General features: G+C 72.0%; 18 protein-coding genes. 11 read left to right on the forward strand and 7 right to left on the reverse strand.

Features of this window, described 5'->3' with window-relative positions; all coding sequences use genetic code 11:
• Nucleotides 1-71: 71 nt before the first annotated feature.
• Genes O1G22_RS03965 through O1G22_RS03975 form a run of 3 tightly spaced genes read right to left on the reverse strand, consistent with a single transcriptional unit; the run spans nucleotide 72 to nucleotide 1,591 of the window.
• Nucleotides 72-488 carry a nuclear transport factor 2 family protein gene (locus tag O1G22_RS03965; protein ID WP_270079998.1) on the reverse strand — a complete coding sequence of 139 codons (417 nt, stop codon included), beginning with the start codon at nucleotides 486-488 and terminating at the stop codon, nucleotides 72-74.
• 25 nt (nucleotides 489-513) lie between these two features.
• On the reverse strand, nucleotides 514-843 hold the full coding sequence (locus tag O1G22_RS03970) for a branched-chain amino acid transporter permease (protein ID WP_270079999.1): 330 nt from the start codon (nucleotides 841-843) through the stop codon (nucleotides 514-516).
• On the reverse strand, nucleotides 836-1,591 hold the full coding sequence (locus O1G22_RS03975; protein ID WP_428986316.1) for an AzlC family ABC transporter permease: 756 nt from the start codon (nucleotides 1,589-1,591) through the stop codon (nucleotides 836-838). The genes O1G22_RS03970 and O1G22_RS03975 overlap by 8 nt, the downstream gene beginning before the upstream one ends.
• A gap of 62 nt (nucleotides 1,592-1,653) precedes the next feature.
• Between O1G22_RS03975 and O1G22_RS03980 the strand changes: the two genes are divergently transcribed.
• The 7 genes from O1G22_RS03980 to O1G22_RS04010 all read left to right on the forward strand — a co-directional run bounded on the left by O1G22_RS03980 (nucleotide 1,654) and on the right by O1G22_RS04010 (nucleotide 7,732).
• Nucleotides 1,654-2,112: an Lrp/AsnC family transcriptional regulator gene (locus O1G22_RS03980; RefSeq protein WP_270080000.1), complete on the forward strand. Its 459-nt coding sequence runs from the start codon at nucleotides 1,654-1,656 to the stop codon at nucleotides 2,110-2,112.
• Nucleotides 2,113-2,187: 75 nt separating this feature from the next.
• Nucleotides 2,188-2,985, forward strand: coding sequence for a thioesterase family protein (locus O1G22_RS03985; RefSeq protein ID WP_270080001.1), 798 nt, complete (start codon nucleotides 2,188-2,190; stop codon nucleotides 2,983-2,985).
• 177 nt (nucleotides 2,986-3,162) lie between these two features.
• Nucleotides 3,163-3,828 (forward strand): maleylpyruvate isomerase N-terminal domain-containing protein, encoded by a 666-nt coding sequence (locus tag O1G22_RS03990; RefSeq protein ID WP_270080002.1) that lies wholly within the window; start codon nucleotides 3,163-3,165, stop codon nucleotides 3,826-3,828.
• A 54-nt stretch (nucleotides 3,829-3,882) separates the two neighbouring features.
• Complete coding sequence (locus O1G22_RS03995; RefSeq protein ID WP_225100172.1) at nucleotides 3,883-4,164, forward strand: hypothetical protein; 282 nt, start codon at nucleotides 3,883-3,885, stop codon at nucleotides 4,162-4,164.
• Nucleotides 4,165-4,338: 174 nt separating this feature from the next.
• Nucleotides 4,339-6,090: a carbohydrate binding domain-containing protein gene (locus tag O1G22_RS04000; RefSeq protein WP_270080003.1), complete on the forward strand. Its 1,752-nt coding sequence runs from the start codon at nucleotides 4,339-4,341 to the stop codon at nucleotides 6,088-6,090.
• 157 nt (nucleotides 6,091-6,247) lie between these two features.
• Nucleotides 6,248-7,129, forward strand: coding sequence for a DMT family transporter (locus tag O1G22_RS04005; protein ID WP_270080004.1), 882 nt, complete (start codon nucleotides 6,248-6,250; stop codon nucleotides 7,127-7,129).
• Between the two features lie 126 nt (nucleotides 7,130-7,255).
• Nucleotides 7,256-7,732, forward strand: a complete 477-nt coding sequence (locus O1G22_RS04010; protein WP_270080005.1) for a hypothetical protein — start codon at nucleotides 7,256-7,258, stop codon at nucleotides 7,730-7,732.
• A 9-nt stretch (nucleotides 7,733-7,741) separates the two neighbouring features.
• Here the strand turns inward: O1G22_RS04010 and O1G22_RS04015 are convergent, their stop codons facing one another.
• A complete protein-coding gene (locus tag O1G22_RS04015; RefSeq protein WP_428986317.1) occupies nucleotides 7,742-8,356 on the reverse strand; it encodes a TetR/AcrR family transcriptional regulator in 615 nt (204 codons plus the stop codon).
• 81 nt (nucleotides 8,357-8,437) lie between these two features.
• Between O1G22_RS04015 and O1G22_RS04020 the strand changes: the two genes are divergently transcribed.
• The 3 genes from O1G22_RS04020 (at nucleotide 8,438) to O1G22_RS04030 (ending at nucleotide 11,256) form a co-directional block, all read left to right on the forward strand.
• Entirely contained in the window at nucleotides 8,438-9,259 is an 822-nt protein-coding gene (locus O1G22_RS04020; RefSeq protein WP_270080006.1) for an SDR family oxidoreductase, read from the forward strand.
• A gap of 231 nt (nucleotides 9,260-9,490) precedes the next feature.
• The gene (locus tag O1G22_RS04025; RefSeq protein WP_270080007.1) at nucleotides 9,491-9,841 is read left to right on the forward strand and encodes a CYTH domain-containing protein; all 351 of its coding nucleotides are present in this window, start codon (nucleotides 9,491-9,493) and stop codon (nucleotides 9,839-9,841) included.
• 188 nt (nucleotides 9,842-10,029) lie between these two features.
• Nucleotides 10,030-11,256, forward strand: a complete 1,227-nt coding sequence (locus tag O1G22_RS04030) for a polysaccharide deacetylase family protein (RefSeq protein WP_270080008.1) — start codon at nucleotides 10,030-10,032, stop codon at nucleotides 11,254-11,256.
• Nucleotides 11,257-11,274: 18 nt separating this feature from the next.
• Here the strand turns inward: O1G22_RS04030 and O1G22_RS04035 are convergent, their stop codons facing one another.
• The gene (locus O1G22_RS04035; protein WP_225100179.1) at nucleotides 11,275-11,664 is read right to left on the reverse strand and encodes a RidA family protein; all 390 of its coding nucleotides are present in this window, start codon (nucleotides 11,662-11,664) and stop codon (nucleotides 11,275-11,277) included.
• A gap of 119 nt (nucleotides 11,665-11,783) precedes the next feature.
• Here O1G22_RS04035 and O1G22_RS04040 point away from each other — a divergent pair, with 119 nt between their 5' ends.
• A complete protein-coding gene (locus O1G22_RS04040) occupies nucleotides 11,784-12,743 on the forward strand; it encodes a LysR family transcriptional regulator (protein ID WP_270080009.1) in 960 nt (319 codons plus the stop codon).
• On the opposite strand, the gene O1G22_RS04045 is transcribed toward O1G22_RS04040, so the two are convergent.
• Entirely contained in the window at nucleotides 12,703-13,191 is a 489-nt protein-coding gene (locus tag O1G22_RS04045) for a carboxymuconolactone decarboxylase family protein (protein ID WP_225100181.1), read from the reverse strand. The genes O1G22_RS04040 and O1G22_RS04045 overlap by 41 nt on opposite strands.
• A gap of 154 nt (nucleotides 13,192-13,345) precedes the next feature.
• On the reverse strand, nucleotides 13,346-13,828 hold the full coding sequence (locus O1G22_RS04050) for a shikimate kinase (RefSeq protein ID WP_270086315.1): 483 nt from the start codon (nucleotides 13,826-13,828) through the stop codon (nucleotides 13,346-13,348).
• Nucleotides 13,829-13,839 lie beyond the last annotated feature (11 nt).

Genomic DNA, 13,839 nt, shown 5'->3' on the forward strand with positions numbered 1-13,839 from the left:
TCAGGTACTCCTCGTTCGGCAGGCGGCAGACGAGACCGTCGGGCAGGTCACGCGACACCCCCGCACACGCCTCACCCGGACCGGGTCACGCCGTTCAGCGGAACGCGCCGCGCGGTCACCGTGCGGTGGCTGATGCGCCAGCCGTCGGGGGTGCGGACGAGAGTGTCGTCGTAGGTGACGGAGCCGCAGGAGCCGTCCGTGCGCACGCCGAGGCCCTTGGAGCGGGCGCGCACCACGCCGTCCGCCGCTTCCCGCACGACGACGTTGGTGACGTGATGGGCGACGGGATTGCCGGCGCCGAGGGCCAGCGCCGCCTCCCGGATGGCGGGCAGGCCTGTCAGCGGGTCCTGCCCGAAGTCGGTCACGTCATAGACGGCGTCCGGGGTGAACAGCTCGTCGAGGCGGTCGAGTTCACCGTCGTCCACGAGGTGACCGTGCTGCGCGATCAACTCGCCGATGGCCAGCCGGTCTTCGAGCGTCAGCGTCATGTACGTCCCTCTCGGTCGGCGGGTGTCAGTGCGCGAACACCGTACTCGCCAGCGCGACATGCACCGCGGTGCCGGCCAGGATGCTCAGTGGGGCGTTGCGCCGCCACAGGTGCACGCCGACGGTGACGGTCAGCGCCGCAAGCGGAGCCAGCACAGCGGTGTGCGTGACCGGCAGGTCGCGCAGGCAGTAGACGACCAGGATCACCATGATCCCGGCGGGCATCCGGGACTGGAGGTACCGCACGGTCCGGCTCGCGCGCAGCGGGCCGAGCACGGCGAACGGCAGGGCGCGCAGCGCCCAGGTGACGGCGGCGGCGACGAGGACCGCGGCGACGAGATAGGGCGTGTCAGGCACGGCTCGGGTCCTTCCCCGCGGTCAGCCGGCGCACGAGGAGCCCGGCGGTGAACAGGCCGAAGGCGGCGAGGAGCAGGCTGCCCGGGAGGAGCAGCCGGGCGGCGAGTGCGCTGAGCAGGGCGAGCACCGGTGTCGGCAGATCCTCCCGCCGCTCGCGCACGGCCTCCAGCGCCAGCACCGTGAACAGTGCCGTGAGCGCGAAGTCCAGGCCCTTGACGCCGTCGGGGACGAGTGAGCCGAGCAGCGCTCCGGCGGTGGCGCCGCCGGCCCAGTACAGCTGCATGAAGAGCTGGAGCCACAGGATGCGGCGCCCGGACCAGGTGTGGGCCTGCTGCCCAGCGGTGAGCGCGTAGGCCTCGTCGCACAGCGCGAAGGTGCTGTAGGCCTTGCCGAGGGGGCCCTTGACCCGGTCCAGCGGGAACGACAGGGCGTAGAAGACGTGCCGGACGTTCACCAGCAACGCCGAGACGGCGACCGAGGCCAGCGGTACGGCGGCGGTGACCATGCCGATGAGCAGGAACTCGAAGGACCCGGCGTAGATCAGCGCGCTGGACAGGCTCGCCCACCACCAGTCGACGCCGGAGTGCGCGACGAGCACGCCGAAGGCGGCCCCGAGCGGGACGAAGCCCAGCCCCACGGAGGCCGAGTCCCGGAAGGCGGCCCGCGCCTCGGACCGGGTCCGCGGCGGCGCGGCGGGCGCGGGCGGCGACGGGGCGCCGGCGACGTCCACGGCAGGAGGTATTCGCATGGAGACATTTTAGGAGGAATCTTACGGCATATGGTTGCCAATAATGTCTATAGGATGGGCTTGTGCGCAATGAAGTGAATCTAGACGCCATTGATCGAGACATTCTGTTTCACCTCGGCCGGGACGGACGGCTGACCAACGTCGAGCTGGCCCAGCGGGTGGGGCTGACCCCGCCGCCGTGCCTGCGCCGGGTCAAGCGGCTGGAGGAGGCCGGGATCATCACCGGGTACCGGGCGGTCGTGGATCCCGAAGCCCTGGGCCGGGGCCTGGAAGTCCTCGTCGACGTCGAGGTCAGCGCCAACGACCGCACGACGTTCCTGGAGTTCGAGGACACCGTGGCCGGCTACGACGAGGTCATCGAGTTCCGCCGGATGTACGGCCGGCCCGACTACTTCGTCCGCGTCGCCGTCGCCGACCACGCGGCCTACGAGGCCTTCCTGGTGGAGAAGCTCAGCGGGTTGCCCTGCGTCCTGCGCATCGACTCCCACCTGACCATGAAGACGATCAAGTCCGGCCCCTGAGCCCGCCAGGAGCAGGATGTACCGCGCAACTACCTGCTCGGCGCCTGGCCACCCATCCTTGAGGAGAGACGCCCGTTGTCCGCCAGCTACTTCGAACGCATCGACCGGCACCGGTACAAGCCCACCGCGCACGCGAGCGGTGCCTGGGACTCCGACGAGACGCACTTCAGCCCGCTCGCCGGACTCGTCGTCCACGCCATCGACGGGTATCTCGCCGAGCGGCCGCACAGCGGACTGCTGCTGTCCCGGATCAGCTTCGACATCCTGGGGCGGCTCGCCCTGGACGAGTGCGAGATCCGTGTGGAGTCGATCCGGCCCGGCCGCACCATCGAACTCCTCGAAGCGGTCGTGGACATCGCGGGACGGACGGCCGTACGGGCCCGCGCCTGGCTGCTCACCGAGGTCGACACCGGTGCGGCGGCCGGCGGCGGTGCCGCCCGCCTCACCCCGCCGGACGCGATCGCCTCGCAGTCGCTGACCTCCGTGTGGCCCGGCGGCCACTGCGCGTCCATCGACTTCCGGCCCGTCGTCCCCCCGCAGCCCGGCCGCACCACGGCCTGGATCTCCACGCACCTCGACCTCGTCGCCGGCGAGCCGAGCAGCTCCCTCGCGTCCTACGTCGCCCTCGTCGACACCGCCAACGGCATCGCCGTGCGCCGCCCGCCGACCGAGTGGATGTTCCCCAACGTCGACCTGACGGTCCACCTCCACCGCAGGCCGGAGGGCCGCTGGGTCGGCATGGACACCACGGTCGTCTTCGGCCCCACCGGCCAGGGCCTCACCAGCACGGTCCTGCACGACGTCCACGGCCCGGTCGGCCAGGCCCAGCAGACCCTCACCGTACGACCGCTGCCGGGCCGGGGCGGGGCATAGCGAAGGCCGTGCCGCCGGCGCCGCACAGGCCGAGCCCATGCAATGACCCCGGCTCCGGCTCCCCGGCTCCCAACGGCCCGTCGCCTGGCGGTTTCCACGCCGGCCAGCGCCTGAAAACGGGCACGACGGCGTCGAACCGGGTGTGAAACCCTGGGCGGCAGACGAACAGGGGGACACATGAGCGCAGAGGCACGGGTGTTGCGGGCGGCGTACGAGGCCTCGGTGGCGGCCGTCGCGGGGCTGAGCGACGAGGAGTCGTGGGTGCCGAGCGGCTGTACCGGCTGGGCGGTCCGTGATCTTCTCTTTCACTGCCTGGGCGATGCCCAGCGTGCCCTGGTGGCCCTGCATACGCCGTCACCGGAGCCGGTGGACCGGGACGCGGTGACGTACTGGCAGGACTGGCGGCCGAACCCGGTCGGCGCGGCGAACGGCCGCCGCTGGGCGCGGGTGAACGCGAGCATGTTCCTGGACTGGGGACAGCTGGGGGGCCTGTACCTGGAGACGCTGACGGCGACCGTGCACGCGGCGGAGGCGGCCGACCCCGCGCTGCCCGTCGCCACCCAGGGGCATGTGCTGACCGCCGGCGACCTGCTGACCACCCTCGCGGTGGAGGCGACCGTGCACCATCTCGACCTGACCGTCGGCCTCCCGCACGCCCCCGGACCGTCGCCCGAGGGACTGGCCGCGGTGCGCGCCACGCTGGACGGGCTGCTCGGCCGGCCCGCGCTCCCGGAGTGGAGCGACGCGCACTACGCGCGCGTGGGCACCGGCCGGGCTCCGCTGACCGGGGCCGAGCGCGCCGCCCTGGGCGCGGCGGCCGAGCGGTTCCCGCTGTTCGGCTGACACCACCTGCGCGGTGCGGGGCGGGCCGGCCGGGTTGATGGAAACCTGCGAGCCATGAACAACCCGCCCAGCATCAACAGTTACGTCGACCGCGTCACAGCGGGCCCCGGCGGAGCCATGACCGACGAGGCCGGCGTCCTCACCGGCGACCTGACCGTCGCGACCATCCTGCTGTCCGACGGTCACAGCGCGCGGGTCGCCGTCCAGCAGTCCGGCAACGATACGTGGTACACCCTCAGCGGCAGCCCGGCACCCGTACCCGCCGGGCAACTCGCCGCCTATCACCGGGATCTGCTGGGCCGCATCCGGCGCGGCGGCGGCACCCGAGCCAGCTGACGGTCCATCAACAACGGTGGGCATCCGTTCGGTTCACTCCCTCATGAACACGCAAAAGGCGGCTCCCACACCTTGACCGGCGTCTGGTCCAGACCAATCATGGCCTAGACCAATAGCCCCGGCCGGGCTGCTCGCATCCCGTTCGATCGCCTGTCATCCATCCGGGAGTACCCGATGACCCGTCCGAGATCCCTCCGCGCCCTGCTCGCCGGCGCGGCCACCCTGGCCGCGTCCGCAGGGCTCGCCCTCGGGGCCACAGGCACGGCGCAGGCGGCGACCCCGCTGCCCGCGCACGTCTTCGCGCCCTACTTCGAGGCCTACAGCGGCGACAGCCCCGCCGCCCTCTCCCAGGCCTCCGGCGCCACATACCTGACGATGGCCTTCCTCCAGACCGACAAGAAGGGCTCCTGCACGCCGTACTGGAACGGCGACACGGGCAAGCCGGTCGACTCCTCCGTCTTCGGCGCCGACTTCGCCACGATCCGCTCCCACGGCGGTGACGTGATCCCGTCCCTCGGCGGCTACGCGGCCGACAACGGCGGCACCGAGATAGCCGACAGCTGCACGAACGTCGACTCCATAGCCGCCGCCTACGAGAAGATCATCACGACCTACGACGTCTCACGGCTCGACATGGACGTCGAGGACAACTCCCTGACCGACACCGCGGGCATCGACCGCCGCAACCAGGCCATCAAGAAGGTGCAGGACTGGGCGGCCGCGAACGGGCGCTCGGTGCAGTTCTCGTACACCCTGCCGACCACGACGACCGGGCTCGCCGACAGCGGGCTCGCGGTGCTGCGCAGCGCCAAGAACGCGGGCGCCAAGGTGGACGTCGTCAACATCATGACGTTCGACTACTACGACGGCGGCACCCACCACATGGCGACCGACACGGAGACGGCGGCGAGCGGGCTGCACGACCAACTGGCCTCGCTCTACCCGAATCTGTCGGACCGTCAGCTGTGGAACACGATCGGCGTCATCGAGATGCCCGGCGTGGACGACTACGGCCCGGCGGAGACCTTCACCACCGCCGACGCGACGACCGTGTACGACTGGGCCGTCTCCAAGGGCATCAACACCCTCTCCTTCTGGGCCCTCCAGCGCGACAACGGCGGCTGCCCCGGCGGCAGCGCCTCCGACACCTGCTCCGGCATCGCCCAGGACACCTGGTACTTCAGCCACACCTTCGAGCCCTTCACCGGCGGTACGACGACACCGCCCGCGAGTGACTTCGCCGTCTCCCTCTCCCCCGCCACCGCCTCGGTCGACCCCGGCGGCTCGGCGACGGCGACCGTGAAGACGTCGGTGACCTCGGGCAGCGCTCAGAGCGTGGACCTGGCCGTGAGCGGCGCACCGAGCGGAGTGACCGCCTCCCTCAGCCCCACCTCCGTCACCGCGGGCGGCACCTCCACCCTCACCGTGCGGACCAGCACCTCGACGGCACCCGGCACCTACACCCTGACCGTCACCGGCACGGCCGGCGCGGTCAAGCACAGCTCTTCGCTCGCCCTGGCCGTGAACGGCTCCGGCGGCGGCACGGGTGTCCTCGCCAACGGTGACTTCGAGACCGGCTCGCTCACCCCCTGGACCTGCGACAGCGGCGCGACGGTGGTCACCTCGCCGGTACACGGCGGCTCCCACGCCCTGAAGACCACGCCGACCTCTTCGCAGACCGGCCAGTGCGCACAGACCCTGACCCTGAAGCCCGGCACCTCCTACACCCTGAGCGGCTGGGTGCAGGGGCCGTACGCCTATCTCGGCGTCAGCGGCGGCGCGACGGCCAGCACCTGGACCTCGTCCACATCCTGGTCGAAGCTGACGGTGCCCCTCACCACCGGCTCCTCGGGCACGGTCACGGTCTACGTCCACGGCTGGTACGGACAGGGACCGGTGTACGCCGACGACCTGACCGTCAGCTGACCACCCGCCCCTCTCCCTTCCCCCAAGCCCCACCCGGCACTCGTCGGGCGGGGCCGGGCGGTGAGCCCGCCGCACGGCCGGACCGGCGCACGGGCGGTGTCTTCCGTACGCTGAAAGGACCGAGGCTCTGGGGGTGTCCCGCAGGCAGGAGAGGGTCGTGATCGAACTGGCCGCGGCGTTCGCCGTCGCGGGAGCGGCGAGCAACGCCATGGGCACCGCCTTCCAGCGCAAGGCGGCGTCCACCTCCCGCCGCAGCGGGATCCGGCTGGTCGCGGAGCTGGCGCGGCGGCCCTTCTGGGTGATCGGCATGTGCGGTGTGGTCGGCGCCGCGCTGTTCCAGAGTCTGGCCCTGGTCAACGGCCCGCTCGCACTCGTCCAGCCGCTGTTCATCCTGGAACTGCCGTTCGCGCTGCTCATCGCGGCCCCGCTGATGCACAAGCGGATGCCGCGCTCGGGCTGGTGGGGCGTGGGCTGCTGTGTGGGCGGCCTGGCGGTCCTCCTCATGGCGGCGGCCCCGCACGGCGCCACCGACCACGCGCCGCTGACCCGCTGGATCCCGGCCCTGTCCCTGTGCCTCGGCGCGATGACCGGGGCCGTACTGCTCTCCGGCCGGGGCCACGCACCGGCCCGGCGCGCCGCACTGCTCGCGGCCGCGTCCGCGACCGGGAACGCCCTGACCGCCGCCCTGCTGAAGTCGGCCAGCGGCACCTTCGCCGACCACGGCTTCGGGGCCTTTCTGCGGTCCTGGCAGACGTACGGCTTCGCACTCGCCGGAGTCGCCGCCGTCGTCCTGCTGGAGAACGCGCTCCAGGCCGGCCCGCTGGTGGCCGCGCAGCCGGCGCTCACGATCGGCGACGCGATGATCAGCCTTGCCCTCGGCATGACCCTGTTCGGGGAGCGGATCCGCCTGGGCTGGTGGCTCGCGCCGGAGGCGTGCGGGGCGCTGCTGATCGTCGCGGGTGTCGTGGTCCTCAGCCGGGCCGTCCAGCGCATCACCACGGTGCCGGTCACGACGGAGCGGCGGCACGCGGAGGCCTGAGCGGTGCGCCCGTCACGGCCGGCCCGGCTGGCCGGATGTCACTGTTGACCGGGTTGGTCCGCCCATGACACGTTCGGCCTGCCCCGGCCGAGTGGACGGGGCAGGCCTCCTGGAGGGAGACGAACGATGGCGTTATGCGGTAGACGCACGCGGCTGCGCTCGGCCGTCACGGTGACCACGGTGATGATCGCGGCGGTCGCGGCCGGGCCGGCCGCCGTCGCGGCGAGCGCCCCCGCGCCTCGCGCCGCGACCCCGGTCGCAGCGGGTGCGCTGAACGATCCGACCCCGGAGGAGCAGGAGCACCTCAGGGAGGTGGCCGGTTCGATCTGGACGCCGGAGCTGGCCGCCGGCTGGAACATGAACTCCGACGTGGCCGACGTCCTGTCGACCGCCACCGGAGAGATCCTCAAGTGCAGCGAGGCCTTCGCGCTCGTCCCGCGCCCGCCCGGCTTCCTTCCCGGGATCGGCTACCTGCTCAGCTACTGGAAGAACCTCCGCGACTACTTCCTCGTCGTGAAGGACGACCGCACCTACCGCGCCTGTGTCGTCGCGGCCGCCGCCAACTACCGCTCGCAGATCGAGATGGCCTCGATGGGCATCTGAACCGACCCCCTACCGGCCCGCGATCCCGTCGATCCAAGACAGCAGCCGTTCCCCCTGGGTGGCCATCACGCCGGGATCGCGCAGGGTGTTGGTGAGGACGGACATGCCCTGATAGGCCGCGACGAGTTCGACGGCGAGCGCGGCCGCGTCCGCCCGGCCGAGCTGGGCGAACTGGGACTCCACCCAGTCGAGCAGGGCCCGCATCACCTTCGCGGCGGCCCGGTCCAGGCCGTCGTCACGCTTGTCCAGCTCGGTGGCGAGGGTGCCGAACGGGCAGCCGAAGCGGGCGGCGGTCTCGCGCTGGTCGACCCAGTCGGCGACCAGCGCCTTCAGCCGGTCGGCCGGGTCCGGGAAGGCGGCCAACTCGGCTGTGAGCGCGTCGAGTTGTTCGCAGTGAGCGTCCACAGCGGCCTCGACCAGCAGGTCCTTGGTCTTGAAGTAGTAGTAGACGTTGCCGAGGGGGACGTCGGCCACACGGGCGATGTCGCCGAGGGTGGTCTTCTCGACGCCCTGCTCATGGAAGACCTGGACGGCCGCTCGCACCAGGCGCTCACGTTTGCCGCCGCGGCCCGAGCGCGGTGTTTTCGCGGGGGTGGCGCGGGTGCCGGATTCCGAGTCAGTCACCTGACTGAGGATAGACAACGGACGCGGGCGCACGCTAACGTCTCGAGTTAGTTAGTCAGCTAACTCACTGGAGGGGATGTCATGATCGTCGTCACGGGAGCCACCGGGAACGTCGGCCGCGCGCTGGTCGCCGAGCTGGTCGAGGCCGGGGAGGCGGTGACCGCCGTCGCGCGGCGCGTCCGGAACGAGGACGTACCGCCGGGAGTGCGGGCCGTGGCCGCCGACCTGGGGTACCCGGAGAGCCTCGGGCCGGCGCTGGAGGGTGCGAAGGCCCTGTTCCTGCTGGTGGCCGGTGACGACCCGGCCGGCATCCTGCGCCGGGCCGCCGCGGCCGGGGTCGCGAAGGTGGTGTTGCTGTCCTCGCAAGGGGCGGGCACCCGGCCCGATGTGTACGCACACGCGGTGGGCTTCGAGGCGGCTGTCGCCGCGTCCGGCCTGCCGTTCACCGTCCTGCGCTCGGGCGGCCTGGCCTCCAACGCGCTGGCCTGGGCGGAGCCGGTCCGCCGGCACCGTACGGCGGCGGCACCCTTCGCCGACGTGGCGCTGCCGTTCGTGGACCCGGCCGATGTCGCGGCTGCGGCGGCGGTCGTCCTGCGCGAGGACGGCCACGACGGCGCGACCTACACCCTGACCGGCCCGGAGCCCATCACCCCACGGCAGCGGGCCGCCGCCCTCGCCGAGGCGCTCGGGGAACCGGTGACGTTCGTGGAACAGAGCCGCGAGGAGGCCCGCACGCAGATGCTCCAGTTCATGCCGGCGGCGGTCGCCGAGGGCACGCTGGCCGTCCTCGGCACACCCACACCGCAGGAGCAGACGGCCAGTGGGGACGTGGAGCGTCTGCTCGGCCGCCCCGCGACCCCGTTCGCCGCGTGGGCGGCACGCCATGCGGCGGCGTTCCGCTGACGGGCTGCGACGCCGCGAGAATGACCGGGACGACGGGCGGTCCGGCCGCCCCCACGCCACGACCGGGCCGGTACGCACGCGTCGAACGCGAACGGCGCTTCCTGCCGGCCGGTCCGCCCGCGCCCGCGACGGTGACGGCCATGCGCACGATCACCGACCGCTATCTGCCGGGCACCCGGTCTGCGGCTCCGCCACTCCGAACGGCCGGACGGCCAGGTCGGGTTGAAGCTGATGCAGAAGATCCCCTGTACCCGGCCCGGTGCCGTGCAGGGCCTGGTCACGAGCACGTTCCTGTCGCCGGCCGAGTACGACGTCCTGGCCTCGCTGCCCGCCCCGACCCTCACCAAGACCCGCCCGAGCGTTCCCCCGCTGGGCGTCGACGTCTTCGCCGGGCGGCTGCGCGGACTGGTGCTCGGGGAGGCCGAGTTCGCGACGGACGAGGAGACGGAATCCTTCGCACCCCCGCCCGAGTGCGGGGCCGAGGTGGCGGACGACGTGCGCTTCACGGGCGGACACCTGGTCCGGGCGACCCGCGCGGAGCTGCTCAGCCAGCTGGCCGAGTACGGCATCCACGCCGGGTGATCCCTGTGGCCGTGGAGCGCCATAGGGCCACCCGGGTGAGGCAACTTCCCGCTGGGAGCCTCCTTTGCCCGCCACACCGAACCAAATAAAGCCATTTGTCTGCTTATCGACCCTATGGTGCGAGGTGCTGGGGGTCTCGGCTGAGGGGGCGCACAACGCGTCGTGGCAGGGCGCGGGTTGGGATGGCGATGAGTGGAATCAGCCGCCGGAGCGTGGCGCGTCTCGGGCTCGGTGCCGGAATCGGCATGGCCGCCGCCTCACTGGCGGGGTGTAGTGGCCAGGGCGGGCCCGAAGGGGCGCCCGCGCCGGGGGCGGGTCGATTGATCGGGGACGGTTCGACGTCGTACACCGGACGGCAGCCCAACCAGCCGCCCCCGCCCACGGCCCTGGAACCCGGCCAGCCCCCGCCGCAGTTCGTGGTGTTCTCCTGGGACGGTGCCGGCGAGGTGGGCACCGGCCTGTTCCCGCGTTTCCTCCAGCTCGCCCGGGACCACGGCGCACATATGACGTTCTTCCTCTCCGGCCTCTATCTGCTGCCGGAGGACAAGAAGCGGCTGTACCGTCCGCCGAACAACCCCGTCGGCGCCTCCGACATCGGCTATCTCACCGACCGGCACCTCAAGGAGACACTGACGTACGTGCGTCAGGCCTGGCTCGACGGCCACGAGATCGGCACCCACTTCAACGGCCACTTCTGCACCGGCCCCGGCTCGGTGGCCGACTGGACCCCGGCGCAGTGGCGTTCGGAGATCGAGCAGGCCCGGTCGTTCGTCACGTCCTGGCGCACCCACACCGGTTGGCACAGCGCCCCGCCGCTCCCCTTCGACTACGACAAGGAGCTGGTGGGCGGCCGTACCCCGTGCCTGCTCGGGCAGGCGAATCTGCTGCCGGTCGCGCGGGAACTGGGCTGGCGCTACGACGCGTCCTCGCCGGGCGGACTGCAACGCTGGCCGCGCAAGCGGCACGGCGTCTGGGACCTGCCGCTCCAGAGCATCCCTTTCCCGGGCCACACGTTCGAGGTGCTGTCCATGGACTACAACATGCTCGCGAACCAGTCCAGGAACACGACGCGGGCGCCGTCCTACAACTACCCCTACTGGCGCGCCCAGGCGACACAGGCGTACCTGGCTGGGTTCCAGCGGGCGTACGGGACCAACCGGGCGCCGTTGTTCATCGGCAACCACTTCGAGGAGTGGAACGGCGGCATCTACATGGACGCCGCCGAGGAGGCCCTCAGGCAGATCGCCGGCCGGGAGGACGTACGGCTGGTCTCCTTCCGCCAGTTCACCGACTGGCTCGACGCCCAGGACCCCGCGCTGCTCGCGCAGCTGCGCCGCCTCCAGGTCGGCGAGAAGCCCGACGGGGGCTGGACGGCGTTCCTGCGCCCGGCCGAGCGCTCCCGTGGCATGGCGTGACCGCTCGGCACACGAACGTCAGCCGGCGCTGCGGCGGGCGTACACCTCGATCTCGATCTTCATCCGGGGGTCGGCGAGGCCGCACTCCAGCATGGTCGCGGCCGGGCGGACGTCGCCGAAGCAGCGCCGCAGCACCGGCCAGCAGGGCTCGAAGTCCGCGCGGTCGGGCAGCAGATAGCGCACGCGCACCACGTCGGCGAAGGTGCACCCCGCCTCGGCGAGCGCGGCCTCGATGTTGCGCAGGCACTGCTCGGCCTGGGCCACCACGTCGTCCGGGATGGTCATCGTCGTGTAGTCGAACCCGGTGGTCCCGGACACATGCACCCAGTCGCCGTCGACCACGGCACGGGCGTAACCGATCTGCTCCTCGAAGGTCGAGCCGCTGAGGATCGCGCGTCGCTCTGTCATGCGCCGAACGCTAGGTGCCCAGCACCGATACGTCTAATACGGTCAGCGGCATGGATCGATATCCCAAGGAATATCGCAGGGGATGTCGCCGCGTCGGCATCTGCTGATATCCCAGGATCATGGACCGTCCCGAACTGCTGCCCCTGCCTCAACTGCACGCCTTCCTCGTGCTCGCCGAGGAACTGCACTTCGGCCGCGCGGCCGCCCGCCTGGGTGTGGCCCAGCCTCCGCTCAGCCAGCAGATCCGCAGGCTGGAGGAGAAGGTCGGGTATCCGCTGTTCGACCGGACCCCGGGCCGGGTGGCGCTCACCCCGGCCGGCCATGCCCTGCTGCCGGCCGCACGGCGGGCGCTCACCGGGCTCGCCGACGGGCTGGCCACGGCGCGGGCCGCCGGCAGCGGGCGGGCCGGGCGGCTGCGGATCGGTTTCGCCGCTTCCCTGGCGCTGACCGTGCTGCCGGGCCTGCTGCGCGACTTCCGGCAGCGCTTCCCGGAGGCACATCTCGACATCCACGAGATGACGACGGCGCCGCAGCTCGACGCCCTGCGCGACCGGACGATCGACATCGGCCTGCTGCGCGAACCGCCGGCCGGCCCGTCCGAGCTGGGCTTCCGGACCGTCCTCAGTGAACCGTTCGTGACCGTCCTGCCGGCCGCGCACCCGCTGGCCGCCCGACGGACCGTGCCGCTCGACCGGCTGGCGGACGAACCGTTCGTGCTGCTGCCGCGCGCCGCGGGCCCGCAGCTGTACGACCGGATCACCGGCCTGTGCGAGGCGGCGGGGTTCACGCCCCGGATCGCGCAGCACGCGGTGGAGTGGCAGACGGTGTGCGCACTGGTGGAGACCGGGCTGGGCGTGTCCGTGGCGCCGGCCGGCATCCGCCGTATCCGCCTCAAGGGCGTCGCCTTCCGCCGGATCGAGCCCGGCACCGCCCGTACCCGGGTCGCGGTGGCGTGGCGCGAGGGCGACGACAATCCCCTGGTCGGACAGCTGCTGGCGGCGATCGGTCAGGGCGGAGCCGGAAGCCTGCCCGGCACGGCTACCGGGCCGGCTCCGGACGCACCGGATGCCCGCTCATGATCGAGACCCGATTGAACGCGTTGATGGTGACGGCCACCCAGATGACCGCCGCGATCTGGTCGTCGGTGAGCACGTCCCGGGCCGCCGTGCAGGCCGCGTCCTGCGCGGCGGTGTCCGCGGCGGCGGTGGTCGCCTCGGCGAGCGCCAGTGCGGCCCGCTCGGCGGGCGTGAACAGTTCGGTCTCCCGCCAGGCGGCGAGCACACCGAGGCGCTCCGGGGTGTCACCCGCCCGCAGCGCGGCCCGGGTGTGCACGTGCAGGCAGTAGGCGCAGCCGTTGATCTGCGAGACCCGGAGGTTGACCAGTTCCACGAGGGTGCGCTCCAGACCGGCGTCGGCGGCCGTCGCCCGTACCGCCTCGGAGGTCTGCACCAGTGCGTGATACGGCTTGGGGCTCTGCTTGTCGATGAAGATCCGCCGGGCGCCGCCGGCCGGGACGGGACTGGTCAACCTGGACTCCTCCGGGGTTCGCACCACACTTGTCAAGGATTAAACCATCAGGGTTCTGGCCCGTTGGTGTCCGGTGAGTGCCGGCGCTATGCGACGACTTCGTACGGTTCGGTGCCTGCCGTGCCGGCGACCTGGATCCGGGTGACTGCCTCGCTCATGCCTTCTTCAACTCCAGTGCGTCCAGGGCCGCTTGCGTGACCTCTTCGGGCGTACGGCCGTCCGTGGCGACGACGGCCGTGGCGACCTCCTCATACAGATGCCGCCGGGCCTCCATCAGCTCCCGCCACTGCCTGCGCGGATTGACCGCCAGCAGCGGACGAGCCGCGTTCAGGCCGGTACGCCGGACCGCCTCCTCCACCTCCATCGAGAGATAGACGACCCGCAGCCCGGCGAGCAGCGCACGCGTGTCCGCATCGAGAACGGCACCGCCGCCGAGCGCGAGGACGCCGTCGTGCTCGGCGAGCGCGGCGGCGACCGCCCGCTTCTCGATCGCCCGGAAGACGGCCTCGCCCTCGTCGACGAAGATCTCGGCGATGGACCGGCCCTGCTCGGCCACGATGTCCGCGTCGGTGTCCCGGTAACCGAGCCCCAGACGCTCGGCGAGCAGCTGTCCCACGGTGGACTTGCCGACACCCATCGGCCCGACCA

The organism is Streptomyces camelliae (genome assembly GCF_027625935.1).
In the GTDB taxonomy this organism is placed as follows: Bacteria; Actinomycetota; Actinomycetes; order Streptomycetales; family Streptomycetaceae; genus Streptomyces; species Streptomyces camelliae.